General features: G+C 73.1%; 23 protein-coding genes. 9 read left to right on the top strand and 14 right to left on the bottom strand.

What is annotated here, in order from left to right:
- Positions 1 to 24: 24 nt before the first annotated feature.
- Genes ABH926_RS46335 through ABH926_RS46320 form a run of 4 tightly spaced genes read right to left on the bottom strand, consistent with a single transcriptional unit; the run spans position 25 to position 6,742 of the window.
- On the bottom strand, positions 25 to 1,890 hold the full coding sequence (locus ABH926_RS46335) for a hypothetical protein (RefSeq protein ID WP_370373554.1): 1,866 nt from the start codon (positions 1,888 to 1,890) through the stop codon (positions 25 to 27).
- On the bottom strand, positions 1,887 to 4,439 hold the full coding sequence (locus ABH926_RS46330) for a hypothetical protein (protein WP_370373552.1): 2,553 nt from the start codon (positions 4,437 to 4,439) through the stop codon (positions 1,887 to 1,889). Before ABH926_RS46330 ends, ABH926_RS46335 begins: the two co-directional genes overlap by 4 nt.
- On the bottom strand, positions 4,436 to 5,071 hold the full coding sequence (locus ABH926_RS46325) for a toll/interleukin-1 receptor domain-containing protein (protein WP_370373550.1): 636 nt from the start codon (positions 5,069 to 5,071) through the stop codon (positions 4,436 to 4,438). Before ABH926_RS46325 ends, ABH926_RS46330 begins: the two co-directional genes overlap by 4 nt.
- A gap of 60 nt (positions 5,072 to 5,131) precedes the next feature.
- Complete coding sequence (locus ABH926_RS46320) at positions 5,132 to 6,742, bottom strand: helix-turn-helix domain-containing protein (RefSeq protein ID WP_370373548.1); 1,611 nt, start codon at positions 6,740 to 6,742, stop codon at positions 5,132 to 5,134.
- A gap of 147 nt (positions 6,743 to 6,889) precedes the next feature.
- Here ABH926_RS46320 and ABH926_RS46315 point away from each other — a divergent pair, with 147 nt between their 5' ends.
- Positions 6,890 to 7,291: a hypothetical protein gene (locus tag ABH926_RS46315; protein ID WP_370373547.1), complete on the top strand. Its 402-nt coding sequence runs from the start codon at positions 6,890 to 6,892 to the stop codon at positions 7,289 to 7,291.
- Between the two features lie 621 nt (positions 7,292 to 7,912).
- On the opposite strand, the gene ABH926_RS46310 is transcribed toward ABH926_RS46315, so the two are convergent.
- Together ABH926_RS46310 and ABH926_RS46305 are read right to left on the bottom strand one after the other, a co-directional pair.
- Complete coding sequence (locus ABH926_RS46310; RefSeq protein ID WP_370373545.1) at positions 7,913 to 8,773, bottom strand: alpha/beta hydrolase fold domain-containing protein; 861 nt, start codon at positions 8,771 to 8,773, stop codon at positions 7,913 to 7,915.
- Between the two features lie 94 nt (positions 8,774 to 8,867).
- Positions 8,868 to 9,242 carry a hypothetical protein gene (locus tag ABH926_RS46305; RefSeq protein ID WP_370373543.1) on the bottom strand — a complete coding sequence of 125 codons (375 nt, stop codon included), beginning with the start codon at positions 9,240 to 9,242 and terminating at the stop codon, positions 8,868 to 8,870.
- 86 nt (positions 9,243 to 9,328) lie between these two features.
- Here ABH926_RS46305 and ABH926_RS46300 point away from each other — a divergent pair, with 86 nt between their 5' ends.
- Positions 9,329 to 9,973, top strand: a complete 645-nt coding sequence (locus ABH926_RS46300; protein WP_370373541.1) for a cysteine hydrolase family protein — start codon at positions 9,329 to 9,331, stop codon at positions 9,971 to 9,973.
- 29 nt (positions 9,974 to 10,002) lie between these two features.
- On the opposite strand, the gene glpK (ABH926_RS46295) is transcribed toward ABH926_RS46300, so the two are convergent.
- Both glpK (ABH926_RS46295) and ABH926_RS46290 read right to left on the bottom strand, forming a co-directional pair.
- Positions 10,003 to 11,529, bottom strand: coding sequence for a glycerol kinase GlpK (glpK, locus tag ABH926_RS46295; RefSeq protein ID WP_370373540.1), 1,527 nt, complete (start codon positions 11,527 to 11,529; stop codon positions 10,003 to 10,005).
- A gap of 112 nt (positions 11,530 to 11,641) precedes the next feature.
- Positions 11,642 to 12,409, bottom strand: a complete 768-nt coding sequence (locus ABH926_RS46290; RefSeq protein WP_370373538.1) for an IclR family transcriptional regulator — start codon at positions 12,407 to 12,409, stop codon at positions 11,642 to 11,644.
- A gap of 334 nt (positions 12,410 to 12,743) precedes the next feature.
- Between ABH926_RS46290 and ABH926_RS46285 the strand changes: the two genes are divergently transcribed.
- The 3 genes from ABH926_RS46285 (at position 12,744) to ABH926_RS46275 (ending at position 17,104) form a co-directional block, all read left to right on the top strand.
- Positions 12,744 to 13,598, top strand: a complete 855-nt coding sequence (locus tag ABH926_RS46285; RefSeq protein ID WP_370373536.1) for an MIP/aquaporin family protein — start codon at positions 12,744 to 12,746, stop codon at positions 13,596 to 13,598.
- Between the two features lie 69 nt (positions 13,599 to 13,667).
- Positions 13,668 to 15,188: a glycerol kinase GlpK gene (gene glpK / locus ABH926_RS46280; protein ID WP_370373534.1), complete on the top strand. Its 1,521-nt coding sequence runs from the start codon at positions 13,668 to 13,670 to the stop codon at positions 15,186 to 15,188.
- A gap of 71 nt (positions 15,189 to 15,259) precedes the next feature.
- Positions 15,260 to 17,104: a glycerol-3-phosphate dehydrogenase/oxidase gene (locus ABH926_RS46275; RefSeq protein ID WP_370373532.1), complete on the top strand. Its 1,845-nt coding sequence runs from the start codon at positions 15,260 to 15,262 to the stop codon at positions 17,102 to 17,104.
- Positions 17,105 to 17,227: 123 nt separating this feature from the next.
- On the opposite strand, the gene ABH926_RS46270 is transcribed toward ABH926_RS46275, so the two are convergent.
- The 4 genes from ABH926_RS46270 to ABH926_RS46255 form a co-directional block, all read right to left on the bottom strand.
- Entirely contained in the window at positions 17,228 to 18,007 is a 780-nt protein-coding gene (locus tag ABH926_RS46270; protein ID WP_370373531.1) for a hypothetical protein, read from the bottom strand.
- A 36-nt stretch (positions 18,008 to 18,043) separates the two neighbouring features.
- Positions 18,044 to 19,033: a hypothetical protein gene (locus ABH926_RS46265; protein WP_370373530.1), complete on the bottom strand. Its 990-nt coding sequence runs from the start codon at positions 19,031 to 19,033 to the stop codon at positions 18,044 to 18,046.
- A complete protein-coding gene (locus tag ABH926_RS46260; protein ID WP_370373529.1) occupies positions 19,030 to 19,389 on the bottom strand; it encodes a PadR family transcriptional regulator in 360 nt (119 codons plus the stop codon). Before ABH926_RS46260 ends, ABH926_RS46265 begins: the two co-directional genes overlap by 4 nt.
- 68 nt (positions 19,390 to 19,457) lie before the next feature.
- On the bottom strand, positions 19,458 to 20,261 hold the full coding sequence (locus ABH926_RS46255) for a MerR family transcriptional regulator (protein WP_370373527.1): 804 nt from the start codon (positions 20,259 to 20,261) through the stop codon (positions 19,458 to 19,460).
- A gap of 128 nt (positions 20,262 to 20,389) precedes the next feature.
- On the opposite strand from ABH926_RS46255, the gene ABH926_RS46250 reads away from it, so the two are divergent.
- Entirely contained in the window at positions 20,390 to 20,962 is a 573-nt protein-coding gene (locus ABH926_RS46250) for a DoxX family membrane protein (RefSeq protein WP_370373526.1), read from the top strand.
- A 125-nt stretch (positions 20,963 to 21,087) separates the two neighbouring features.
- On the opposite strand, the gene ABH926_RS46245 is transcribed toward ABH926_RS46250, so the two are convergent.
- A complete protein-coding gene (locus tag ABH926_RS46245) occupies positions 21,088 to 21,663 on the bottom strand; it encodes a TetR/AcrR family transcriptional regulator (RefSeq protein ID WP_370373524.1) in 576 nt (191 codons plus the stop codon).
- A 95-nt stretch (positions 21,664 to 21,758) separates the two neighbouring features.
- On the opposite strand from ABH926_RS46245, the gene ABH926_RS46240 reads away from it, so the two are divergent.
- From ABH926_RS46240 to ABH926_RS46230, 3 genes are all read left to right on the top strand, one after another.
- Positions 21,759 to 22,688 (top strand): aldo/keto reductase, encoded by a 930-nt coding sequence (locus tag ABH926_RS46240; protein ID WP_370373522.1) that lies wholly within the window; start codon positions 21,759 to 21,761, stop codon positions 22,686 to 22,688.
- 83 nt (positions 22,689 to 22,771) lie between these two features.
- Positions 22,772 to 23,335: a hypothetical protein gene (locus tag ABH926_RS46235; protein ID WP_370373520.1), complete on the top strand. Its 564-nt coding sequence runs from the start codon at positions 22,772 to 22,774 to the stop codon at positions 23,333 to 23,335.
- On the top strand, positions 23,332 to 24,111 hold the full coding sequence (locus tag ABH926_RS46230; RefSeq protein ID WP_370373518.1) for a hypothetical protein: 780 nt from the start codon (positions 23,332 to 23,334) through the stop codon (positions 24,109 to 24,111). The genes ABH926_RS46235 and ABH926_RS46230 overlap by 4 nt, the downstream gene beginning before the upstream one ends.
- A gap of 46 nt (positions 24,112 to 24,157) precedes the next feature.
- On the opposite strand, the gene ABH926_RS46225 is transcribed toward ABH926_RS46230, so the two are convergent.
- Positions 24,158 to 24,637 carry a hypothetical protein gene (locus tag ABH926_RS46225; RefSeq protein WP_370373516.1) on the bottom strand — a complete coding sequence of 160 codons (480 nt, stop codon included), beginning with the start codon at positions 24,635 to 24,637 and terminating at the stop codon, positions 24,158 to 24,160.
- Positions 24,638 to 24,675: the final 38 nt, after the last annotated feature.

Raw genomic sequence — 24,675 nt, 5'->3', positions numbered from 1 at the left:
GGTTGGGGTCAGTACTGGTTGGGGTCAGTACTGGTTCGGACTCTCGTGCGGGGCGCGGGGCTCCTGCGGCGGCGCGACGGCCGGGACGAAGCCGGCCGGCCGGTCCAGGACCGCGCGCCCGGCGCCGGTCAGCGACTCGGCGGCCCAGTGGGCGACGAACCGCGCCAGGAAGTCGGTGAAGGAGCGCACCGAGTACTCCACCGGCATGCCCGCTGCGGCCTGGAAGGCCTGCCCGGGCTGGGTGGCCAGGCGCGCCACCGTCGCCGGGTCCGCGCCGCCCAGGCCGCAGGCCACGATCGTCGGGGCGTAGCGGAAGGTCGCGCGGTCGGTCAGCGCGTGGTGCGCCGCCGGCCAGTCCTGCGGGTCGTGCGGCGCGGCGGCGCTGAGCACGACCACCACCGGCCGGCCGACCACCAGGTCGTGGCTCTTGCAGCGGTCGATGTCGGCGGTCAGCCGCTCGCGCAGGTCGGTCAGCGCCGGGGCCAGCCGGCAGCCGCCGCGCGGGGTCAGCGCCGGGACCGTGCCGGCTCCGGAGACGCCGGTCAGCGGGATCCGCACCGCCACCTCGGCGGCGTAGCCCAGCAGCGCCAGCCGGATCGCGCCGACCGTGTCCGGGTTGCGGGCCAGCGCGGCCGGCAGCCCGGCCAGGCCCTCGTTGACCGCGTCGAGGTAGCCGGGCAGCTCGACGGACTCGTCGACGAGCACGTACACCGGCACCGCGCGCCCGGCCGACGGCGGCGAGCCCGGCGGCGGCCCGGGCACCGAGCTGCCGCGGATCACCTGGCTGACGCCGTCGGGCAGCTGGTCGTCCCAGCCCTCGCCGGCGCTGGGCAGAGCGGCGTCCCCGCCGCCGGCCGGGCCGGCGATCTGCTGGACCCGCTTCAGGGTCTGATCGCGCAGCTGCCCCATGTCCACCGGCTGGATCAGGTCGCGGTCCATCATGTAGCGGACCAGCTCCAGCGACCGCTGGTCGTTGATGTCCTGGCGCGCGGCCAGGGCGTCCATGTGCCGGGCGTACAGGTCGGTGACGTACGCGGTCTCATCGGGGTGCCTTTGCAGGTGCAGGATCAGCACGCTCCACAGATCCTGCGGCAAGTTCGCCAGCGCCTCGCGCTCCAGGCGGTCCTCGTCGCGGCGCGCGGCGGCGGCGATGTGCGCCAGCCGGGCCTCGTGCTCGGCCTTGGCGATCTCGCGCGCCTCCAGCTCAGGCTGCGTGCGCGCGGCGAGCTGGTCCAGCTCCTGGCGGCTCTGCTCGGCCATCAGGGCCATGATGTGCTCGTGCTGTGCGGCGCCGACGTCCTGGCCGTGCCGGGCGGCCCCGACGGAGGTGGCCCGCTGGACCTCTTCGAGCTGCTGGAGGTAGATCCGGGCGGCGTTGTCGGGGGAGAGCCGGACGCTGCAGTAGTAGATGGTGATGCCCTCCTCCAGCACCGCCGGCCGGGCGAACCAGCTGTTGATCTCCAGCTCGGCGTCCTCGGCGCGGCGGATGTCGTACTTGCGGGTCACCAGCCGGAACTGCGCGGCCAGGTGGCCGTAGACGATCGGCAGGGCGTCGCCGACGTTGCGGCGCACGATCGCCTCCGGGTCGCTGACCCGGAACCCGACGTCCACCTCGGCGTCGAAGCGGTACGCGTCCTCGCGCGAGGGCAGCGGCGTGCGCTCCAGGCGCGCGGTGCGGCGGTGGTCGGACAGGTCGACGTCGTAGCGGAAGCGGTACTTGGACATCAGCTGCTGCCCGCGGCGCAGCGGCCGGCCGTCGAAGCTGGCCACCTCGCCGAAGCCGGTGGCGTAGACGACGGCGACGTTCGGCTGCGCCGGCTGGGCCGAGGAGAGCGGGCCGCGCGGCACCGGCCGGGTGTCGAGGATGAGGCGTACTTCGGTGCCGGTCATGGAAGCTCCCTGGATGGGGCCAGGACGCGCCGCAGCGCGTCGCCGGTCTTGGGCAGCGGGGCCAGGTTGTCCGGTTCGGTCCAGGTGTCCGCCAGGCGTATCAGGATCCTGCGGACTCGGTCGTGGTCCCGGGCCACGGCCAGGCCCAGCCGGACGAAGGCCTCGCACAGGTCGGGGTCGCTCTCGGCCATCGAGGCCCAGGCGGTCAGCACCGAGGCGGCCTCCTCGTGCAGCGGCGCGTCGTCCAGGACGTGGCGCCACAGCCGGACGACCGGGCCGCGGGCGTCGGGGCGGGCGGCGGCGAGGTCCAGGAGGTAGGGCCAGGTGACGGTGCCGCCGGGCTTGGCGGTGTCACCGGGCTCGGCGGTGCTGCCGGGCTTGTCGGCGCTATCGGGCTTGTCGGCGTTGCCGGCGCGGCCGGCGCGATCAGCGCTCTGCGACGTCAGAACGGCCGTTCGCCGGGTCGTGGGACTGGCCGGACCGGTCGGCGCCCCGGCGCCGTCGGCCCGCACCGGCCGCTCGGCCAGGATCAGCACCCCCAGCAGCAGGAACCCCAGCTGCGCGGACAGCGTCGTCTCGTGCTCCAGCACGGCGTCGGCCAGCCGGGCCACGATCGTGCGGGCCCGTTCCGGCTCGCCGGTGGCGACCAGTTCGGCCAGCGCGTGCCCGACGGCGATGCCGACCCGGCTGTCGTCCACGGCCAGCAGCCGAAGCACCGCCTCGGCCGAGCCTGCCGGGTCCTGCCGGCCCAGGCCCAGCCCGTGTACCAGGGCCGCGGTGGCCTGCCCCAGCGGCTTGTCGCGGTCGGCGTACCAGCCGCGGGTCAGGGCCTGGACGGCGGGCCGCAGTTGCGCCTGGGCTGCCACCACCCGCAGCGCGTAGGCCACCGCCTCGCGGCGGAACCGGTCCTCGTCGAACACCCAGGGAATCAGGACCCTGCGGCACACGAAGTCGAAGGACAGCGTGGCCAGCGTGCCCAGCGCCGAGCCGGCCAGGATCCGGATCTGCTCCGAGGGGTCCTCGGCCAGGCCGGTGAGCCAGTCGAGCAGGTCGTCGTGGATCCGGTGCCGGGTCCAGACGTGGCGCAGCACCGCGGCCGGATAGGCCGGATCCAGGTAGCCGACGACCTCGGCCGGGGCGGTGCCGAAGGGCCCGGTGACGGTGGTGTTGGAGGTCCGGGCCCGCAGCCGGCCCAGCAACTCGTCCTGGGTCGGGGTGAACGGGTCCCCGCGGTCCCGGAACCCCGCGGCGGCGGTGTCGGTGACCAGCACCGGCGGCTCCGGCTCGAGGCGCCGCCGCAGATCCTCGGCCGCCACCGCGACCGTCTCCTGCCCGACGCCCTCCAGCACCGCCAGCGCCACCGCGTGGCAGCGGGTCTCGATGTCGCGCAGCCCGGCGAACCAGGTGCTGAAGTCGTCGGCGGCCCGCCGCGACAGCCGCCGTGCCACCGGCTCCGGCTCGGCCCCGCCGCCCAACTCCTCATCGGCCAGGATGTCGGCCAGACGGACCGCCACCGAGCACGCCGTGCCGGCCGTGAGCTGCTCGGCGACCAGATCCCGGATCCCGGGCCGGGCCAGCAGGCGCGCGGTGCGCTCCTCGTCCAGGCGCCGGCGCAGGTGCGCGGCCAGCACCTCGGCCAGGTCCGGCTGCGCGGGCAGATCCACGACGTGGTCCAGGAACCCTTCCGCGGGCAGCGCCGAGGCGGCGTCGGCGGCCAGCACCAGGCGCGCGTCGGTGACGTCCAGGGCCGCCTCCAGACCGCGCAGCACCGAGGCGGTGAGCGTGCCGAACTCGGCCGCGTCGTCGAGCACGAAGCCGGCGCCGCGCAGGTCCTGCATCGTCGTGTCCTGATCGGCGGTGAGCAGGACGTCCGGCAGCCGCGCAAGCTCCGCCGCACCGAGGTGGTAGACCGGGTCGGAGTGCGGGAGCAGGCGCAGTGCCGCGGTGGTGCGGCCGTGGCCGACGGTGCCGCGCAGCACGACCACGCGCTTGTGGACCGCGACGGCCAGCACGTCGTCCCACTGCCCGGGCGCCACGAACACGCTGCGCGCCGACTCCACGAGCACCGGCGCCATCAGCGGCAGCCGGACCGTCTCCTCGGTGCCGAAGATGTTCACGACCTTGTCCCGGCCCACCGCGTCGCCCTCGACGGTGCGGATGCGGTCGGCCTGGCGCAGGAACGCGCGGCGGCGGCTGCCCGCGCCGCGGTCGGCGGTGGCGTCGGCGACGGTCTGGCCGGAGCCGATGCTGTGGGATTCCGGGGCGGTTTCGGTGGGCTGGGTGTTCGCGGGCTGGTCGGAGGTCTCCGACTGGGACCCCGAGTTCTCCTGTGCTCGGCCCGGATTCGGGGCGGGACCCGGGCCCTGGCCCTGGCCGTTGCCCGGACTCGGACTCGGACCCTGACCTGGTCCCTGGCCCGGACCCGGACCCGGCCCAGGGCCCTGGCCCGGCGGAGCCGGATTCGCGCCAGGGGCGGGACCACCCGGCGGCGGACCGGCCGCGGCCGCAGCCGCGACCGCGCCGGCCGAGTCGGTCGTCGACCCGCTCACGGCTGGCGGCCCACGTTCTTGTCGCGGCCGACGACGTCCCCGCGCACGCGGTCGATGTTGAACACCGTCGAATACGCGTCCTGATTCGGCGAAGCAGGCCGCTGATCAGCCTTCTCCCGCAGCCGGGTGGTACGGCACGCCCCCAGTTCCGGCACCGCCTCGGCCAGCTCCTCGATCAGCGCCGGCATCGTGGCGTCCAGCCCGCCGCCCGGCGCGAGCCGCCGCGCCTGGTGCGTCACCAGGTCCCGCAGGTCCGGCGGCAGCGCGTCGGCGTCCGGCACCGAGACCTCGCCGTGGTTGCCGATCAGCAGCGGCACCACCAGGTTCCCGGCCCGCAGCGCCAGCCGGATCTCCTTGCGGACCCAGTCGTCGGGGGAGTCCAGCCGGCGCGTGCCGGAGGCGTCCGGCGCGCCCAGCCAGGCCGGGCCCATGCAGACCAGCATCACCGGGCAGTGCGCGGCCTTCTCCTCCAGGATCGGGGCGTACACCTCGCCCGGCCGCAGCGAGTTGCCCGCCTTGAACACGACGTCGGCGCCGAACGCCTCGGTCATCCGGGCGTGGACGTACTCGGTGGCCCAGATCTCGTCGGTGCCCCGGTAGTTGACGAATATCAGGTGCTTGGTGTCGGGCATGGGTGGTGCGCTCCTCGTCGCGGGCGTTGCGGTGGGGTTCGGGCCGGTCCGGTGGACCGGTCAGCGGTCGATGACGGGGGCCGAGCCGGCGGCGCGGGCCAGGGCGGACAGGTCCGGAAGCAGGTCCCGCACCGCGGGCCGGGCGCGGTGCCGGTTCAGGGTGCGGGTCAGACGGTTCAGGTCGCCGCGCAGCGAGGCCGAGCCCACCCGGGCCACCACCGGCAGCCACCGGGCCGCCACCTCGCAGGCCAGATCGGCCTCGCCGAGGTGGGCGTAGGCGGTCGCCTCCCGCACGGCCAGGCGTGCGTAGCCGGTGCGGCTGCCGCCGGCCAGCCGTCCCATGTGCTCGGCGAACAGCACGGCCGCGGCGCGGAAGTCGCCGAGGTCGATCAGGCAGGTCGCCTCCAGGATCCGGGACTGCTCGAAGACCGGGTCCGGCCGCGGGCCCCATTGCGGGCGCACCGGATCGGCGTCCCCGGCGGGTTCCTGGCCGGTGCCGGCGAGGTCGTGGAAGCGGTCCAGCGCGCGGCGGAACGCCGCCTCGTCCTTGGCCAGCGCGCACGCCTGCGCCTCCCGTTGCGCCGCGAACTGCCGGATGCGCGGGGAGATGCCGGGCAGCGCGCCGGCCGCCCGGGCGTGGTCGACGGCCTGCTCGGCCTCGCCGCGGCGCCGGGCCCACTGGGACTGGCGGATCAGCGCGTAGCCGACGGCGTCGGTGTCGCCGATGGCGCGGGCCCAGTCGCGGGCGGTGCGGGTCCAGCGCAGCGCTATGGCGTCGTGGCCGGTCTCCTGGGCGGTCCAGCCGAGGAACTCGGCGTAGCGCAGGGCCGCCGAGCGCAGCGGCGCGGCGGCCGACGGGAGGACAGCTGCGGCGCGGTTGTGCAGGTCGGCGACGCCGTGGCTGAGTTCGGCGAACACCGCGTGCGGGCCGCTGCGGTGGCTCAGGGCGCGCAGGGTGTCCAGACGGTCCAGGGCCGCGGCGGCGAACTCGGCCGGGTCGGCGGGGTCGGCGCGCGGGTCGGTGTGTAGGTCGGTGTGTAGGTCGGTGTGTAGGTCAGTGTGCAGGTCGGTGTGTGGATCGATGTGCGCATCAGGATTCTGACTATCGCGCGGATCGGTGACGCGGTTCGCGATGCCGGGGCCGTCCAGGATGCCGATGTCGGCCGGTACCGGGCCGATCCGGGCGTGTTCGGACAGGAACAGCCGCGCCAGGCGGCCGCCGGCGCCGAGCGCGCCGTCCAGGGCCAGGGCCAGCTGGTAGGTGCCGCGGGCGCTGCCCTGCTCGATCTTGCCGAGGTAGGCGCGCGATATGTAGACCTCGCCGCCGAGGGCGTCCAGGGACTTGCCCTCGGCCATGCGCAGCCGCCGGATCTCGGCGCCGAACCAGACGATGCCCAACTCGCTGCGCGCCGGACCCGATGTCCGGTCCGCGGGCCGTCGTGGGCTGGGTATCTGAGGGTTCTGTTTTCTATCGGCCGGTTCGGCGAGGGTGGTGTAGAGCCGGACGACTTCCGGGGTCGCCGCGCGTCGTCCGTTCTCCAACCGGGACAGATAGGAGGTGCTGTAGCCGCTGTGCGCTGCCAGTGCACGCAGGCTCAGACCGGCGGCCGTGCGCAGGGTGCGCAGGTCGTCTGGGGCCGATCCGGGGTCTCCGGGCATGAATTCGAGCACTGGCTCAGCGTATGGCCGCGCCGCGCTGGTGGGGAGATATCAGAACCCTGTAAGGGTGGCGAATGCGGATTGGAGACGGGCAACTCTGTCCCGCGGGCTCCGGCCTTCCTAGGTTCAGTGGACAGGACCGGATGGAGGGGAGAAGCGGTGGAGACAGGCAGAGCCCAGCCGGGTCGCTCGGGCGGCAGCGTCGGCTCCGGGCGTGCGGCGGCGCCGGCGCGGGGGACCGACGCCGATGCCGAGGCCGGCGTCGGTGCCGGAGTCGGTGCCGACGCCGAGGCCGACGCCCTGGCGATCGACGAGCTGGCGTCCCGGATCCGGCACCTGTGGCCGGGCCTGCCCGAGGCCGTCCGCGAGGATCTGGCCGACTGCCTGGTCCCGCTCACCGCTGCCGCGCAACGGCGTGACACGGACTCCCGCGCCGTCCGCGAAACCCTCCAGACGGTCCTGCTCATCGTCGGCACCGGCGCCCTGGCCACGCTCAGCGTCGCCAGCCGCCGGCGGCTGGCGGCCCTCACCGGGATCGCGCTGCCAGAGCGCATCCGCTGAGGGCGGGCGGCGGTCCGGCCGGCCGTGAGGCCCCGGCGTCGGCCGCACCGGGTCCGGAGACAACGGGCTCGGCGGCGGCGCCGGGGGGCGGATGCCGGGGCCTCGCGCCAGGGGGCCAGCCGACCGTCCCGCCGCCCACCGCTCCGCGTGACCGCGCGGGCGACTCCGCACCGCACACGGGGGGACCGCGCGGTCACGCTCGGGCGTATCGCCGAGCCGTGAGCAACGAGCAAGCGGGCGCCATGGGATCGCGACGTGGTGGCCGCGACGCGCGATGACCTGATCGAACTGTCGCAGTACTCCCGGCGGTCGGACGGGCCGCAACGGCCCCCGGCTGGGCCGGACGGTGCGCAAGTGCCAGCACGCGACGGCGACCCCGGCTTGGCGGCGCGGGCGCCGGCCGGTGGGAAGCCCAGGCCCTTGCGCCCCACCCTGCATACCCGGTATGTATATCCCCATGACCCAACACCATACCGAGTATGCACAGGTCCCGTGACATGTCCGTCCTGCACGCGCTGTTCGCCGCGGGCGACTGTCACCACGCGCTGAAGTGGTTCGCACGGCCGGTCACGCAGGGGGGCCGGCCGCGCAGTGGGCTCGCGATGGCGGCGGGCCTCGCCGTCACGGGCGTCGTGGGGGTCGCGGTCGGGCCGGGCCGGCGGAGGCGAGTTCGCGGGAGAAGAAGGCCACTGTCTGGTCGACGAGGTCTTGGGGGTTGGGGTGTCCGTCGAAGACGTGCTCGGCGCCTGCGACGGATATGAGCGTCGAGTGCGCGCCGGCCGCGAGCAGTGCTTCGTGCAGGAGTTCGGCGTGGCGGATCGGGATTTTGCTGTCGGCGTCGCCGTGCACGATGAAGAACGGTGGAGCGTCGGCGTGTACGTACGTCAGTGGACTGGCCTGCGCGGCCGCGGCTTCGAGGGTGGCGCTGGTGGCGGCGGTGTCGCCGGTTTCCCCGAGCAGGCCGTAAATGGCGCTGAAATGCCGCAGCGCCACCAGGTCCGTCGGCGAGCAGAACGTCGCGGCGGCCGCCAGCGGCTGGTCGGCGGTGCCGTCGGCGTCCTTGTCGGCGGGCGCCAGGGCCGCGAGCGCTCCGAGCATGCCGCCGGAGGACTCGCCCCAGACGCCGACGCGGGTGGGGTCCAGGCCCCAGGTCGCGGCGTTGGCCCGCAGGTACCTGATGGCGGCCCGGACGTCGTGCAGTTGCGCCGGGAACGCGGCCTCGCCGGAGAGGCGGTAGTCGATGGTCGCGGCGGCGATGCCGGCGGCGGCGAGGGCGTCGAACACCGCGTTCGGCGCGAGGTCGGCGGGCAGGTAGCGGCGGTCGCCGGACCAGAAGGCGCCGCCGTGCATCCAGACCACGACCGGGACCGGGGACCGTGCGCTGGCCGTGGCCGGCAGGTGCAGGTCCAACAGGAGGGGGCGGAAGCCCTGGATCTCGGCGTAGGTCAGGCCTTCGTGCGTGATCTTTCCCAGGGTGCTCATGGCTGAGAGTATCGGCTTCTTGCTGGATCCTCGCAGGATTTTTCAGCAGCGCGTACGGTATCCGGCAGCCGGCGCCTAGCCCCCAGCAGCCAGCTCAGCGCTCGCGGAAGCCCTCGAGGAACCGGCGGAACACGCCGCCGTCCCGGGGCAGCGCCGGCTGCGGCGGCGGAGCCTGGGCGCGGCGGGTCGCGATGGGCTGGTCGTAGTCGGTGCGCAGGAGCGCGTCGATGGTCTGCTGCTCGTCGAAGTCCTCGGACCCCTCGATCGTCGGCACGAAGCCGACCAGCATCCCGTCCTTCATCACCTGGGCTTCCAGCCCCGCGGTGTCGTCGGTGTCCCACTCGGCCTGGCGTCCGCCCGAGAGCATCACGCGGATCCCGAACTGGTACACGCTGACCTTGGCGACGTGCGCGTCGACGCCGCGTTCGCGCAGGGCGTCGACCACGCGGCGCGCTCGATTCTCCTCCATGCTGATCAGGGTAACCGCCTGACCTCGGTGTAGGCGACGATGCCCGACGGCGGCGCTCGCGGGCCCGCGGCTGTAGCGTTTGCGGCGTGGATCGTTTCAACGGCTTGGAAATCCCCGAATCGCTGGCCGAGGCGCTCGACCCCGCGCGGCTCGCGCTGATCGTCTACGACATGCAGGTCGGCGTGCTGCGGCAGATCCCTGACGGCGGCCAGGTGCTGGCGAACGTCCAGCGGCTGTTGGAGGCGGCCCGCCGGCGGGGGGTCCGTACGATCTTCCTGCGGCACTACTTCATGCCGGCCCCGCTGGCCGGCGTCTTCCAGCTCCGGCAGGCCAAGCTCTGGCAGCACAAGGACGCCGCCGCCGACACGCGTCCGCTGATCCCGTACGGCTCGCCCGGCTTCCAGCTCGCCGAGGGCCTGGACCCGCGGCCCGACGAGGCGGTCATCGACAAGATCACGATGTCCGCCTTCGAGGGCACGCCGCTGGACATCGTGCTGCGCGACTGCGGGGTGCGCGCCTACCTGATCGCCGGCGTGGCGCTTGAGGTCGGCATCGAGCCCACGGTGCGCCACTCCGCGGACCTCGGGTACATCCCGATCGTCGTGCGCGACGCGTGCGGCGCCGGGAACCACGCCGCCGCCGAGCGCTCGCTGGCCGGCTTGGAGTTCGCCGGCGACGCGATCCTGACCGACACCGACGAGGTCTGCGCGATCCTCGGCGGCGCGGCCTGACCTGACCGGAGGGCAAGCCGCGGTCCTGATCAGCTGCGCGGCTTGCCCTCCGGCGCCGGCTGCATCCAGTCGAAGGTCCGCTCCACCGCCCGCCGCCAGTTCGCGTACTCGCTCTCGCGGCGACCGGCGTCCATCGCCGGGTTCCACAGGGCGGCGCGGTGCCAGTTGCGGCGCAGGCCTTCCAGGTCCGGCCAGTAGCCGACCGCCAGGCCCGCGGCGTACGCGGCGCCCAGGGACACCGTCTCGGCGACCATCGGACGGACCACCGGGGCGTCCAGGACGTCCGCGACGAACTGCATCAGCAGGTTGTCGGCGGTCATGCCGCCGTCCACCTTCAAGGTGGTCAGGGCCAGGCCCGAGTCGGCGTTCATGGCGTCCACCACCTCGCGGGTCTGCCAGCCGGTGGCCTCCAGGACCGCGCGGGCCAGGTGGCCCTTGGTGATGTAGGAGGTCAGCCCGACGATGACGCCCCGGGCTTCGCTGCGCCAGTGCGGGGCGAACAGGCCGGAGAAGGCCGGGACGATGTAGCAGCCGCCGTTGTCCTCGACGGTGCGGGCCAGGGTCTCGATCTCGGGGGCGGTGGTGATCAGGCCGAGGCTGTCGCGGAACCACTGGACCAGCGAGCCGGTGACCGCGATCGAGCCCTCCAGCGCGTACACGGCCGGTTCGGTGCCGATGCGGTAGCCGACCGTGGTGAGCAGGCCGTGGGTGGAGCGGACCGGGGTGTCGCCGGTGTTCAGCAGCAGGAAGCTGCCGGTGCCGTAGGTGCACTTGGCCTCGCCGCGGGCGAAACAGGTCTGGCCGAACAGCGCCGCCTGCTGGTCGCCGAGCGCGGCCGCTATCCGCACCCCGGGCAGGGCGCGCGCCGCCGGGCCGTAGACCTCGGCCGAGGAGCGGATCTCCGGCAGCATCGCCGCCGGGACGCCGAAGAAGTCCAGCAGTTCCGGGTCCCACTGCAGGGTCTTGATGTTCATCAGCTGGGTGCGGCTGGCGTTGGTCACGTCGGTGACGTGCACGCCGCCGTCGATGCCGCCGGTCAGGTTCCAGATCAGCCAGCTCTCCATCGTGCCGAACAGGATCTCGCCGCGCTCGGCCCGCTCGCGCAGCCGCGGGGTGTGGTCGAGCATCCAGCGGATGCGCGGCGCCGAGAAGTACGTGGCCAGCGGCAGGCCGGAGTGCTCCAGGACGATCGAGGCGTCCGGGCGGCGGGCGTACTCGGCGACCAGCTCGTCGGTGCGGGTGTCCTGCCAGACGATCGCCCGGCCCAGCGGGTGGCCGGTGCGGCGGTCCCACAGCACCGTGGTCTCGCGCTGGTTGGCGATGCCGATCGCGGCCACCTGGGAGGCGGTCACACCGACCTTGGCCAGCGCCTCGGGGGCCAGGTGCTCCAGGTTGCGCCAGATCTCCGCGGCGTCGTGCTCGACCCAGCCGGGCTTGGGGAAGTACTGCTTGTGCTCGCGTTGGGACACCGAGACCAGGCGGCCGCCGCGGTCGAACAGGATGCAGCGCGTGGATGTCGTGCCCTGGTCGATCGACATCACGAAGTGCGCGACCATGGTGCAGCCTTTCGGTGAGGGGGAGTTCAGGCTGTGGGCGGGGGGTGGTGGCGAAGGCGGTGGTGGCGGTAGCGGCGATGGCGGCGATCGCCGCGCCGGGCCGCGCCGGGGACTACCAGCGTCCCGCGCCGAGATCCCGCGAGATCATCTGTGCGGCGTTCTGCACGGCCTCGGCCTGCGCCGGGTCGGGTTTGCCGGTCGAGGGACACAGCCGGTCCACCGCCCCGGTGATGCTGATCGCGCCGACCACCAGCCCGCCGTAGCCGCGGATCGGCGCGGCGATCGAGGCCTGGCCGAGCGTCGACTCCTCGATGTCGGCGGCGTAGCCGTGTTCGCGCACCTTCGTCAGTTCTCGGCGCAGGGCGGCAGGGGTGACCAGCGTGCGCCGGGTGAGCGGTGCCAGTTCGGTCTCGCGCAGTTCGGCCGCGGCCTGGGTGTCGTAGGCGAGCAGGACCTTGCCCAGCGCACTGGCGTGCAGCGGCAGCAGCGCGCCCACGTCCAGGCTCTGCAGGGAGTCGTCCGGCCGGAAGACGTGGTGCACGATCAGCACCTTGCCCTCCAGCAACGTGCCGATCCACACCGCCTCGCCGCTGCGCGCGGCCAGCGCGTCGGCCCAGTTGATCGCCCGGGACCGCAGCTCGTTCACGTCCAGATAGCTGGTGCCCAGGTGCAGCAGGGTGGCGCCGAGCTGGTACTTGCCGCTGGACTTGTCCTGCTCGACGAACCCGACGCCCTGCAGCGTGCGCAGGATGCCGTGCGTCGTGCCCTTGGCCAGGCCCAGGGAGGCCGCTATCTCGCCGACCCCGAGCCGCCCGGAACCACGTGCCAGCAGGCGCAGGATCGCTGCCGCGCGTTCGATGGACTGCACGGGTCCCGGCATGGCGGTGATGATAGCCCTTCGTGCGGTGGTCGACGTCGTCGAACGCCGTACCCGGGGACGGGCACGGCGCGGACGAGCCCGGCGGGGCATGCGCGGCGCCCCGGCCGGCCTGACCGGCCGGAACGGGGAACTGCGCGAAGATTACCGCCATGTCGCGCGACGGTACCTCAGGTCGGGGATCCTGACCAGAGTTCGACAATGTCGACCGGCATCCGTTGACGGGAGGTTTCCGCGAACGCACGCTGTGCGGAATCCCATGGTGAGCCGCGAACGCTCCCCGCGGGACTTCAGGCGCCCCGGACGGCCGGGGCGTCCCACCCGGTCAGGAGGAGACATGGCGAATCGCTTGGCGGATCGCGTTCGGGCCAAAGGGCTCGTGGGAGAGATGGCCGCGGAGTTCGCGGGCACGTTCATCCTTCTGCTGTTCGGCCTCGGCGTGGTGGCACAGGTGGTGGCCGGCGGTATTGGCAACCACGACAGCATCGCCTGGGCCTGGGGGTTCGGCGTCCTGTTGGGTGTCTACGTGGCAGCCAAGATCACCGGCGCGCACCTGAACCCCGCGGTCACCGTCGCGCTGGCCGCCTTCGGCGGCTTCTCGTGGCGCAAGGTGGCCCCGTACGCCCTGGCGCAGACCGCCGGCGCGTTCGTCGCGGCGCTGATCGTGCGCTGGAACTACACCGAGGTCATCGCGAAGTTCGACCCCGGCCACACCCTGAAGAGCCAGGGCATCTTCTCCACGCTGCCCGGCAACGGCTCGCTGCCGGTGCACATGTGGGGCGGGTTCCGCGACCAGATCATCGGCACGGCGATCCTGCTGTTCTGCATCCTGGCGATCACCGACCTGCGCAACACCTCCCCGGGGGCCAACCTGGCGCCGGTCGTGGTGGGCCTGCTCGTGGTGGCCATCGGCATGGCCTTCGGCACCGACGCCGGCTACGCCATCAACCCGGCGCGCGACTTCGGCCCGCGCCTGGCGGAGTTCTTCACCGGCTACGGCACGGCCTTCCGGGACCAGTACGGCGATCTGTACTTCTGGGTGCCCATCGTCGCCCCGATCATCGGCGGCCTGATCGGCGCCGGGCTCTACAAGCTCCTGATCGGCACCTTCCTGTCGGACGAGGCCACCCCGGACGACCCGGCGGCCGTGCCGATCGACCCGGCGGTCCCGGCGGAGCAGCCGGCCGTGTAGCCGGACGCCCGCGCACCACCGTTCCAACCAGTTTCAGATTTCTGCGGATCGCGAGAGAGGCACCCCTTCATGGCTGACTACGTCGGCGCGGTCGACCAGGGCACCACCAGCACCCGTTTCATGATCTTCGATCACGGCGGCAACGAGGTGGCCCGGCACCAGTTGGAGCACGAGCAGATCCTGCCGAAGGCCGGCTGGGTCGAGCACAACCCCACCGAGGTCTGGGAGCGGACCCGGGCGGTCATCGAGACCGCGATGAACAAGGCGCACCTGCACGCCTCGGACCTGGCCGCGCTGGGCATCACCAACCAGCGCGAGACCTCCGTGGTGTGGAACCGCCACACCGGACGGCCGTACTACAACGCGATCGTCTGGCAGGACACCCGGACCGACCGCATCGCCGCCGCGCTGGACGCCGACGAGCGCGGCCAGGTCATCCGCCGCAAGGCCGGCCTGCCGCCGGCCACCTACTTCGCCGGCGGCAAGATCCAGTGGCTGCTGGAGAACGTCGAGGGCCTGCGGGCCGACGCCGAGGCCGGGGACGCGATCTTCGGCACCATGGACACCTGGCTGATCTGGAACCTCACCGGCGGCGTCGACGGCGGTGTGCACGTCACCGACGTCACCAACGCCAGCCGCACGATGCTGATGGACCTGGAGACCCTGGACTGGGACGACGAACTCCTCGGGTTCTTCAACGTCCCGCGCGCCATGCTCCCGGCCATCCGGCCCTCCTCGGACCCGGACGGCTACGGCAAGACCCGCGCCGACGGCCCGCTGCGCGGCGAGGTCCCGCTCACCGGCGACCTCGGCGACCAGCAGGCCGCCACCGTCGGCCAGGTCTGCTTCACCCCGGGCTCGGCCAAGAACACCTACGGCACCGGCAACTTCCTGCTGCTGAACACCGGCAAGGAGATCGTCCGCTCGGAGAACGGACTGCTGACCACGGTCGCCTACAAGTTCGGCGACCAGGACGCCGTCTACGCCCTGGAGGGCTCCATCGCGGTGACCGGCTCGGCCGTGCAGTGGCTGCGCGACCAGCTCGGCATCATCTCCGGAGCCGCGCAGAGCGAGTCGCTGGCCCGGCAGGTCGAGGACAACGGCGGCGTGTACTTCGTGCCGGCCTTCTCCGGCCTGTTCGCGCCGTACTGGCGCTCGGACGCCCGCGGCGCCATCGTCGGGCTGTCCCGCTACAACACCAACGCCCACCTGGCCCGCGCCACCCTTGAGTCGATCGCCTACCAGACCCGCGACGTCGTGGAGGCGATGGAGCAGGACTCCGGCGTCCGGCTGGACGTGCTGCGCGTGGACGGCGGCGTCACCGCCAACGAGCTGGCCATGGAGATCCAGGCCGACGTGCTCGGCGTGCCGGTGTCCAAGCCGGTCGTCGCCGAGACCACGGCCCTGGGCGCCGCCTACGCCGCGGGCCTGGCCGTCGGCTTCTGGAGCAGCACCGACGAGCTGGTCAGCAACTGGAACGAGGACAAGCGCTGGCAGCCGCGGGCCGACGAGGCCGCGCGCGCCAAGGGCTACCGCAACTGGAAGAAGGCCGTGGACCGGACGCTGAACTGGGTCGACTTCGAGGACTGATCGATCGACCGCGGCGGGCCTTCGGGCCCGCCCCCGTCCCGTCCACCCGTAGTACAAACGGAGGAAACACCGTGCAATCCACACCTCTGGGCGCCCAGTACCGCCTCGGCGCGCTCCAGCAGATGGCCGAGGAGGAGTTCGACGTCCTGGTCATCGGCGGCGGCGTGGTCGGGGCCGGGGCCGCGCTCGACGCCGCCACCCGCGGGCTGTCCGTCGCCCTGGTCGAGGCCCGCGACTGGGCCGCCGGGACGTCGAGCCGCTCCAGCAAACTGATCCACGGCGGTCTGCGCTACCTGGAGCAGCGCGACTTCGGCCTGGTACGCGAGGCGCTGACCGAGCGCGGGCTGCTGCTGAACCGGATCGCGCCGCACCTGGTCCGCCCGGTCCCCTTCCTGCTGCCGCTGCGGCACCGGATATGGGAGCGCTTTTACATAGGCGCCGGCGTCATGCTCTACGACACCATGGGCGGCGCCCGCGCCCTGCCGCGCCACCGGCACCTGACCAAGACCGCGGCGCTGCGGCGCGCGCCGGCGCTGCGGTCGGACTCGCTGGTCGGCGCGATCCAGTACTACGACGCGCAGGTCGACGACGCGCGGTTCGTGATGGCGCTGGCGCGCACCGCGGCGCAGTACGGGGCGCGCGTGGCGACGCGCACGCGCGTGACCGGGCTGCTGCGCGAGGGCGGCCGGGTCACCGGCGCCGTGGTCGAGGACCTGGAGGGCGGCGGCCGGATCGAGGTCAAGGCCCGGCAGGTGGTGGCGGCGACCGGGGTGTGGACGGACGACATCCACGAGCTGGCGCAGCTGCGGGCGTCGATCTCGGTGCGGGCGTCCAAGGGCGTGCACCTGGTGGTGCCGCGCGACCGGATCGACCTGCGCACCGGGCTGATCTCCCGGACCGAGAAGAGCGTGCTGTTCGTCATCCCCTGGGGCCGGCACTGGCTGGTCGGCACCACGGACACCGACTGGGATCTGGACCGCGAGCACCCGGCGGCCAGCCGTGCCGACATCGAGTACCTGCTCGAGCATGCCAACGCGGTGCTCAGCAAGCCGCTGACGGAGGAGGACATCGAGGGCGTGTACGTGGGCCTGCGTCCGCTGCTGTCCGGCACCGCGGATCAGACCACGAAGCTGTCCCGCGAGCACATCGTCGCCTCGCCGGCGCCCGGCCTGACGGTCGTGGCCGGCGGCAAGTACACCACGTACCGGGTGATGGCCAAGGACGTCGTCGACGCGGCGGTCGAGGACCTGGACACCACGGACGGCGCGAAGATCCCGGACTCGGTGACCGACAAGGTCCCGGTCCTGGGCGCGGAGGGCTTCGCGGCGCGGTGGAACGAGCGCGGCAGGCTCGCCCGCCGCACCGGCCTGCACCAGGTACGCGTGGAGCACCTGCTGCGCAGGTACGGGTCCTGCGTCGACGAACTGCTGGAGCTGATCGCGGCCGACGAGTCGCTGGCCGAGCCGATCGCCGGCGCCGACGACTACCTGCGGGTCGAGGCGGTCTACGCGGCCTCGCACGAGGGCGCGCTGCACCTGGAGGACGTGCTGACGCGGCGCACCCGCATCTCGATCGAGTCCTGGGACCGCGGCGTCGCGGCGGCACCGGAGGTGGCGGCGCTGATGGCGCCGGTGCTGGGGTGGAGCGAGGCGACGGTGCGCGAGGAGGTGGAGCGGTATCTGGCCCGGGTCGAGGCCGAGCGGGCTTCGCAGGCGCGGGGGGACGATGCGGAAGCTGATGCGGTGCGGCGGGCTGCGCCGGATCTGTTCGATGTCGCGCATGGGGGAGACGCTCACGGGGGAGTCGCGGGCGGTCGGGCCGGTCGGGCCGGTGGGGCGGCGGGCGCGGAGGGTGCGGCGGATGCGGCGGATGCGGCGACGTGCGCTTCGGCCGCCGCGCCGGAGAAGCGGGGCTGATCGGGCTGATCCGGCAGGTCCCGCGGGTCTGCGATGACCGGGCGGGGCGGGCGGTGCTCACTGGCGGGCAGGCGGCTTCTGGGCCGTCTGAGCTGGGCATCGCTCGCCCCGTCCTTTCCGCGCTCAGGCGGCCCGCTGCCAGGTCACGCGCTCGTGCCCGCCGTGCCAGAAGTCCTGCCGCGAGGTGCGCAGCCACTGGTAGCAGCCGGTGGCCCAGAGCCAGCCGTTCTCGCCGATCTGGGCCCAGCGGTCACCTGGCGCGGCGTGCGCCAGGATCGCCCAGGCCCCGCCGGCGATGGCGAGCGCGGCCAGCAGCGCCTTGCGCGCACCGGGCAGTGCGCAGGCGGCCATGACCGTCGCGAAGACCAGCAACCACGCCAACTCGTGCCAGCTCGCGCCCTTCCCCGGCCGGCTCGGGTCGGGCCGGAACGACAGGGCCAGCGGGAACGCCGCCGCGACCAGGCGCAGCCGGGTCAGCCGCAGCTGCGCGAACGGCGTCCGCACCGAGAACCCGCGTCGGACGCAGATCGCGGTCAGCAGCGCGACAAGCAGCTGCCCGTAACAGAACAGGAAGGCGGCGGTCGCGGTCTTGGCCGCACCGTCCTTCGGCCCCGCCGACGCCAGACCGCCGGGCAGCAGCGCCCACACCGAGAGCGCCGTGACCCACAGCCACGTGGGGATCCACTCGACGCCGCCCCAGTATGTCAGCCCTATGACGATCAGCGGCGCCAGCGGAATCAGGATACTGAACCAGCCGGCCCCGGTCAGCGCGGCCCCCGCGGTGGGAATGGCGGCGGCCAGCGACCACAGCGCGACGATCACCCAGAACGTGGCGCGCGGCCAGCGCTCGCGCAGCTCGTCCATGAGCTTTTCCAGGCCGTCGAAGAAGGCGTCCAGCCCCATTGATGCATCCCCCGCTCCCCGTCCGCGATGGGGAGGTTACCAGGGCGGTTTCGCTGCCGACATTCGATTTCGGTGGTGGCGGCTTCCCGCCGCGAGCACCAGGATGATGCCGAGCGCGACGAGCAGGACGTACTGAGTGCCGTCGTAGCCGTAGTCGTACAGGTCGCCGGTGAGCGGCTGGATCAGCCAGGGGCCGCAGGCCAGCGCCACGGCGCCGGGCGCGAGGCCGTTGCGCAGCCCGGCGGCCAGCGCCAGGGCCAGGACGGCGGCGACGACCCCCGGCATCGCAGTGATCAGCGACCAGGCGAAGCCCTCGCGCTGCCATGCCAGCTGGAGCATTCCGGTGACGGCCAGTGCGACCGCGATCGTGGGAATCCGATGCCCGGCAAGGGCTCTGGCCTCTGGAGGTACGGCGAGCACCAGCGCTGCGAAGGCCGCCAGCATCAGCGGCATCTCGAACCCGGGGAACGTTGTCAGGACATAGATGTGGGCTCCGCGCCGCAGTTCGAAGACGACCGCGATGGTGACGGCCGCGGCGACCAGTGTGGCCACGGCGAACCACCGGGCCAAGGCCCAGCGGCCGACCAACGCGGACAGGGCCATTGCGCTCGCGGCGGCCAGTACTGACACCGGGATGTAGGCAAGGACAGCGCCGTCGGAGCCCTGACCGGTCTCGAAGCGGATGCGGAAGAGGAAATCCTCGTGGTGCGTGTTGATCCCGCCCCGGAACATCAGATAGAGCATGACACCGGAAAGGCCGGCGACGCTGCCGAGAACGTAGGGCAGCGCCGCGCCGACGACGGCACCGCCGTACCGGTCGGAGGTCAGGCGCAGGCGGACTCGCAGGCCGTGGCGGGCGACGTCGAGCGCTTCACGAAGGATCTCCGCGCGGGTGGCGCCGGCGGTGGCCGCCGTGTAGGTGCCGGCTATCTCAGACCCCTGTTGATCGCGGTAGCTCTTCGGGTAGAGGCGCAGAGCCGGTGTGAGGAGTCGCTGCGCGAACGCCGGATCCGTGCCGCCGCTCATGCCCCGGCCCCCTGGCCCTGGATCCGAGCCCGCTGGCGGCCGGCGCTCAGTCGTCGGCGCGCCTCCTCGGCTGTCGCCTGCAGCCGCTCGGCCTCGGCTTCGAGGACCTCGCGTCCGTTGTCGGACAAGGCGTAGGTGCGGCGCATGCGTCCGTCGACGACCTCTTCGCTGTCAATGCGGATCAGGCCTTGTTGGAGCAGGCGGTCCAGGGCTCCGTACAGGGTTCCGGTGCGCAGGCGCACTCGGCCGGAGGAGATGGTGTCGACCTCCTGCATCAGCGCGTAGCCGTGTTTCGGTGCGTCGGCCAGGGCTGTCAGGAGCAGGATGGTGGGTTCTTGGAGCGATCGCTCGGACATGGCAGCGAGCATACTCAGTTCACTGGCATATGTCAGTGAACTGAGTATGGCTGGTGGGTCTGGGCCGTCTACCGCAGCCCCGCGCGCTCCTCGATCAGCCGGGTCGCGGCCTCGTCCAGCGCCATCCGCATGAGCGCCAGCATCGAGTCCAGCGCCAGCGGACGCAGCCGGTCCAGGCCGCCGATGATGTCCGGCCAGCGGTCGGCGGGGTAGCCCGCGGCCTCGAAGGGGGCCCAGATCTGGTCCACGTACAGCTGCACGAAGGACTTCGCCACGGCCTGCACATGCGTCCGTGCCTCGGCCGCCGCCTTCAGGGCGCTGTCCGGGGGGATGCCCAGGGCCATCAGCTCGGCGCCGATGCGGGTCAGCTGTGGGGAGCGTTCCTCGAAGCGGCCGTTGCCCAGGGGGCGCAGCAGGCCCAGGTCCACGGCCGAGTTCAGCAGGGCGGTGCTGCGGTCGGGGTCGGAGGCGGCGGTGTTCGTGGAGTCCGTGGTGTCTGTGGAGCCCGCGGAGCCCGCGGAGTCCGTGGTGTCCTCGTCGCCCGTGTCCAGCCCTGGGAACAGGGTGTGGATGTCCTCCAGGCGGACCACGCGCTTGTCGCCGTCGTCGAAGGCCTGGTGGACCGCGGCGGCGAAGGAGGCGAACTCGGCGCCGCCGCCGAGCATGCGGCGGATCGACTCCAGGGTGAAGCCCTCGGCCTGCAGGCGCTTGATCTGCTCCAGGCGCGCCAGGTGTTCGGGGCCGTAGTAGCCGACGCGGCCGCGGACGGTCGGGGCCGGCAGCAGGCCGCGGGACTGGTGCTCGCGGATGTTGCGGACCGTCATCCCGGACAGGCGCGCGAGGTCGTCGACGCGGTATTCCTCGTCGTTCACCCCGTGTGCCTCCCGATGGTCTGCGATGTGGTCGAGGATAACCGACTGGCGGGTCCCAGGCGGCGCGCGGCGGGCTCCCGGCCGATAGTGGAGGGGCAACCCGACCTGCCGGCGGTAAGGAGCCCCCGATGGCCTGCCTGACACGTACCGACCTGGGCCTGCTGGCCCTGCGACTGGGCACCGGCGGCGTCCTGATCGCGCACGGCACGCAGAAGCTGTTCGGCTGGTTCGGCGGCCACGGCCTGAAGGGCGCGGCGGCGGGCATGCACGCGATGGGCTTCCGCCCCGGCTTGCCGAACGCGCTCATGGCCGGACTCGGCGAGGCGGGCGGCGGCGCACTGCTGGCGCTGGGCGCCGCGACCCCGGTCGGCGGCGCGGCGGCGATCGGGGCGATGTCGGCCGCGGTGGAGGTGCACCGGCCCAAGGGGTTCTTCAACAGCACCGGCGGCTATGAGTACCCGGCGTTCCTCGGGCTGGCCGCGGCCGGCCTGGCGGTGGCCGGACCGGGGCGGTACTCGGTCGACCACGCCACCGGCAACCGGCTGAACTCCCCGGCGATGCTGGTCGGGGCCTTCGCGCTCAGCACGGCGGCGGCCGCGGAGGTGCTGCGGCGGCGGACGAAGGTGGTGGCGGCGCAGGCGGCTGCCGAGCAGGAGAAGGAGAAGGCGGCGGCGGAGGAAGCGGTGGCTGAGCTGCCGTGATGCGACGCGCAGCGGGCAGCGGGCGAGTTGCGGCAGGGCGGTAAAGCGGCGGCTGAGCTGCCATGAGGCGGTGAGCTGTGGCGGCGGGTGGTTGGCGGCCGGCGACCGGCCGAATCTCAACCGCCCTACACCCGCAGCAGCCCGTCCATCAGCAGATCCAGCAACCGCCCCGCCTGCTCCCGCTGCTCGGGCAGCGTGCACACCGAGAACACCCCCACCAGCGCCGTGACCACGTCCTCGGCCGCGACGTCAGCGCGCAGCGTCCCCGCCTCGGCGCCCGCGTCGAGCAGCCGGCGTACCGCCTTCGACAGCTCCTCGCGGGCCTGCGAGCGGGTGACGGTGCCGTCGGCGATCAGCGCGCGCAGGGCGTCGGCCATCTCGCGCTTGGTGGCGATGTAGTCGGCGAAGCGGTCCATCCAGGTGCGCAGGGCGCGGTCCGGCGGCTGCTGGGCCAGCAGCTCGTCGGCGGCTTCGCACAGGCGCCCGCGCTCGGCCAGGTAGACCGCCTCGACCAGGGCTTCGCGGGTGGGGAAGTGGCGGTAGAGGGTGCCGATGCCGACGCCGGCCTCCTTGGCGACCGCCTCCAGGGAGACCTTGCCGTCGCCGGCGGTGAAGGCGTGCTGGGCTACCTCGATCAGGCGCCGGCGGTTGCGCTGGGCGTCCGCGCGGGCCGGGGCTGGTCGGGCTGATCCGGTGGACATAAAGCGGAGGCTCCTCCGTTTCTGCTAGCGTGAGGGTTACCGGAGGCTCCTCCGGTTGTTCCCCCACTATCTCATCTCACAGACGGGAACGGGATATGAGCAGCACCGACATGGCCGGCACCGCGGCCCCCGGCGGCACCGCCACCCTGGCCGGACACCAGGTCGCGCGCATCGGCTACGGCGCGATGCAGCTGGCCGAGCACCGTCCGGGCCGTCCGGCACTCAGCCCCGACGCCGCCGTGGCCCTGCTGCGCACGGCGATCGACAGCGGCATCAACCACCTGGACACCGCCGAGTTCTACGGAACCGCCGCCGCCAACGCCAACGACCTCATCCGCGCCGCGCTGCACCCCTATCCGGACCACCTCGTGCTCGCGACCAAGGTCGGCGCCGAGCGTGACGCCGGCGGAGCGCTGGTGCCGGCGCAGCGTCCCGAGCAGCTGCGGGCCAGCGTCGAGGCGAACCTGGCGCGGCTGGGCACCGAGCGCCTCGGCGTGGTCAACCTGCGCCGCCTCGACCACGCGCCCGGGATCGTCGCCGAGGGCGACCAGGTCGTCGACCTCGACAGCCAGCTCGCCGAGTTCATCGCCCTGCGCGAGGAGGGCAAGATCGACGGCATCGGGCTGAGCGCCGTCGACGCCGGCCAGCTCCGGCACGCGCTGCCCGCCGGGATCGTGTGCGTGCAGAACTCGCACAGCCCGGTCGACCGCACCAGCGAACCAGTGCTCGACGTCTGCCGGGAGCACGGCATCGCGTGGGTACCGTTCTTCCCGCTGGGCTCGGCGTTCCCGCAGTTCCCGAAGGTGGTGGACCAGCCGGCGGTGCGCGCCGCGGCCGAGGCGCTGGGCGTCACGCCGGTCCAGGTCGGCCTGGCCTGGCACCTCGCGCACTACCAGCACACGCTGCTGATCGCGGGCACGACCGATGCGGCGCACCTGGCCGAGAACATCGCCGCCGGACAGGTACGGCTGGACGCCGAGACGCGCGCCGCCATCGACGCGATCGCGGTGCCGGCAGCCTCCTGAGTCCGGGCAAATCGGCCTCTGGGGCCTCCCGACTTCCGCTTCGACACAACGTTCTGTAATGCTGTTCGCCCGACGACCACGGCATGCTGCCATCGGACTTGGGGGAGACGCGGGTGGACTGGCTGCTGGCCATGGGATACGGCGCGATCGGCGGCGCGGTGGTCGAGGCGGTGGTGAGCTCCGACCGGGTCCTGGCCTGGAACGCCGCCCGGCATCAGGCGCTGACCCGGCAGCCCGCGACGGCGGGGCCCGCGCTGTCGGCGTACGTCGACCCGCTCTCGGACGTGGCGGCGGGGCTGACCCGGGTCCTGCTCGGCGCGGTCGCCGGATTGCTGTTCCACTCGCAGGTGACCGGGGCGTACGCGGCGATCGCTGTCGGATGCTCGGCGCCGACGGTGCTGCGGCAGCTGGGCTCGGCGCGGCTCGGCGCGGCCTTCGAGATCGTGGGCGGGTCGGCGAGCGATGCCGGACATGAGCTGGCAGTCGAGCACGCGATGGCGCACCCGGTCGAGTCGGCACCGGAACGCGCGGCGGAAACGGTAGCTGAACGCGCGGCCGAGCTGGCAGCCGACCACCCGACCGGTCCGGCGGCCGAGCCGGCGACCGCGCTGATCCCGAAGCAGCCCACCGCCGAGGAGCAGGCGTGAGCCGCGGTCCGATCGGGCGCCGCTACTGGTCGTCGCTCACCGGCCTGGGTTCCGGCCCCGCGCCGGAGCGTGACTGGCGCGGCCAGACCTTCTGGCGACGCTACGTCGCCTCCTTCTTCGTGCTGCCGCAGCCGCCAGTCGAATCCGGCACCGGCACCGGCACCGATACGGCTACCGACGCCGCTACCGGTACCGTGTCCGCGCCGCAGCGCATCCGTGCGCCGAAGCTCGTCCGCTACCAGGCAGCGGTCCTGGCCGGGGTGGCCGCGCTCGTGGCGGTCGTCGTCTCCGTGACACAGGGCGGCGGCGGTGGGCAGCCCGGCAACGGACATACCGCGCCGGGCTCGACCACGTCCGCCACCGCCTCCGGTCCGACCACGACCGCGACCGGCCCCACGAAGGCGCCGACGACCAGCCCGACGAAGCCCGGGCCGTGGCAGGGCACCGTCCGCGTCACCATGAACGGCGAGCACGTCACCGCCGGCCCGATCCCGGGCGCCGGCCTGGTCTTCGGCCTGCAGGTGGGACCCCAGGCGACGCTCGTGGGCCCCGACAACATCGCCGCGTGGACCGAGGACAAGAGCCCGACGGCGGCAAGTTGCTCCGCTCTGCTTCAGGGACACGCGGTGTATCAGGCGGCGGTCAAGGTCGGCGACCAGCTGTGCGTCGCCGCCTTGAACGGCCGGACCGCCGTCGCCAAGGTCACCGCCGAAGACCAGGACGCGAGCAACGGTCAGTACATCGACCTGCAGATCCTGGCCTACGCGCCGTCGTAGGACCTGGCGCCCGGCGTCCCAGGCCCTCGGCCCGGCTCAGCTCAACTCAGCTCGCGTTCACCGGATGCGTGATCTTCGTAGTGTCGACGAACAGCGCCCCGAACGCTGTCGCCAGCGCCGTCAGCGCCGCGGCGGCGTTCATGTGGTGCTCGCCGTTGATCGCCAGCGCCAGGGCGGCCGCCACGATGGCCGCGGCCCCGATCGCCACGGCGGCTTCCCACAGCAGGTCGCTCTTCTGCCCGAGCGCGGTCGCGGCGCCGTCCTGTGCCGCCTCGACGGTCTTAACCACCTGCGAGCCGCCGGCCGGCTGCCCGGCGTTGTCGGGCCCCTCCAGCGTCTTCATCAGCGGGTTGATGATCCCGCCCAGGAATCCCGAGCCGATGATGCCGGCGAACTGGCCCACGTCCGGCAGGTTCAGGCTCGTGCCGCGCCAGGAGACCACGGCCAGCGCCGCGGCGACGACGGAGAACCCGACGAGCTGCGCGATGCGCGCGATCGAGGCGTTCGATATGGAGGCGGCGGCCATTTTCGTACCTTCTCAGGGTCGGAACACGGGGGAGGGCA

This window comes from Catenulispora sp. GP43 (assembly GCF_041260665.1).
Taxonomy (GTDB): Bacteria; Actinomycetota; Actinomycetes; order Streptomycetales; family Catenulisporaceae; genus Catenulispora.
The sequence above is the reverse complement of the archived record's forward strand: the minus strand, read 5'-3'. Positions and strand labels throughout refer to the sequence as shown.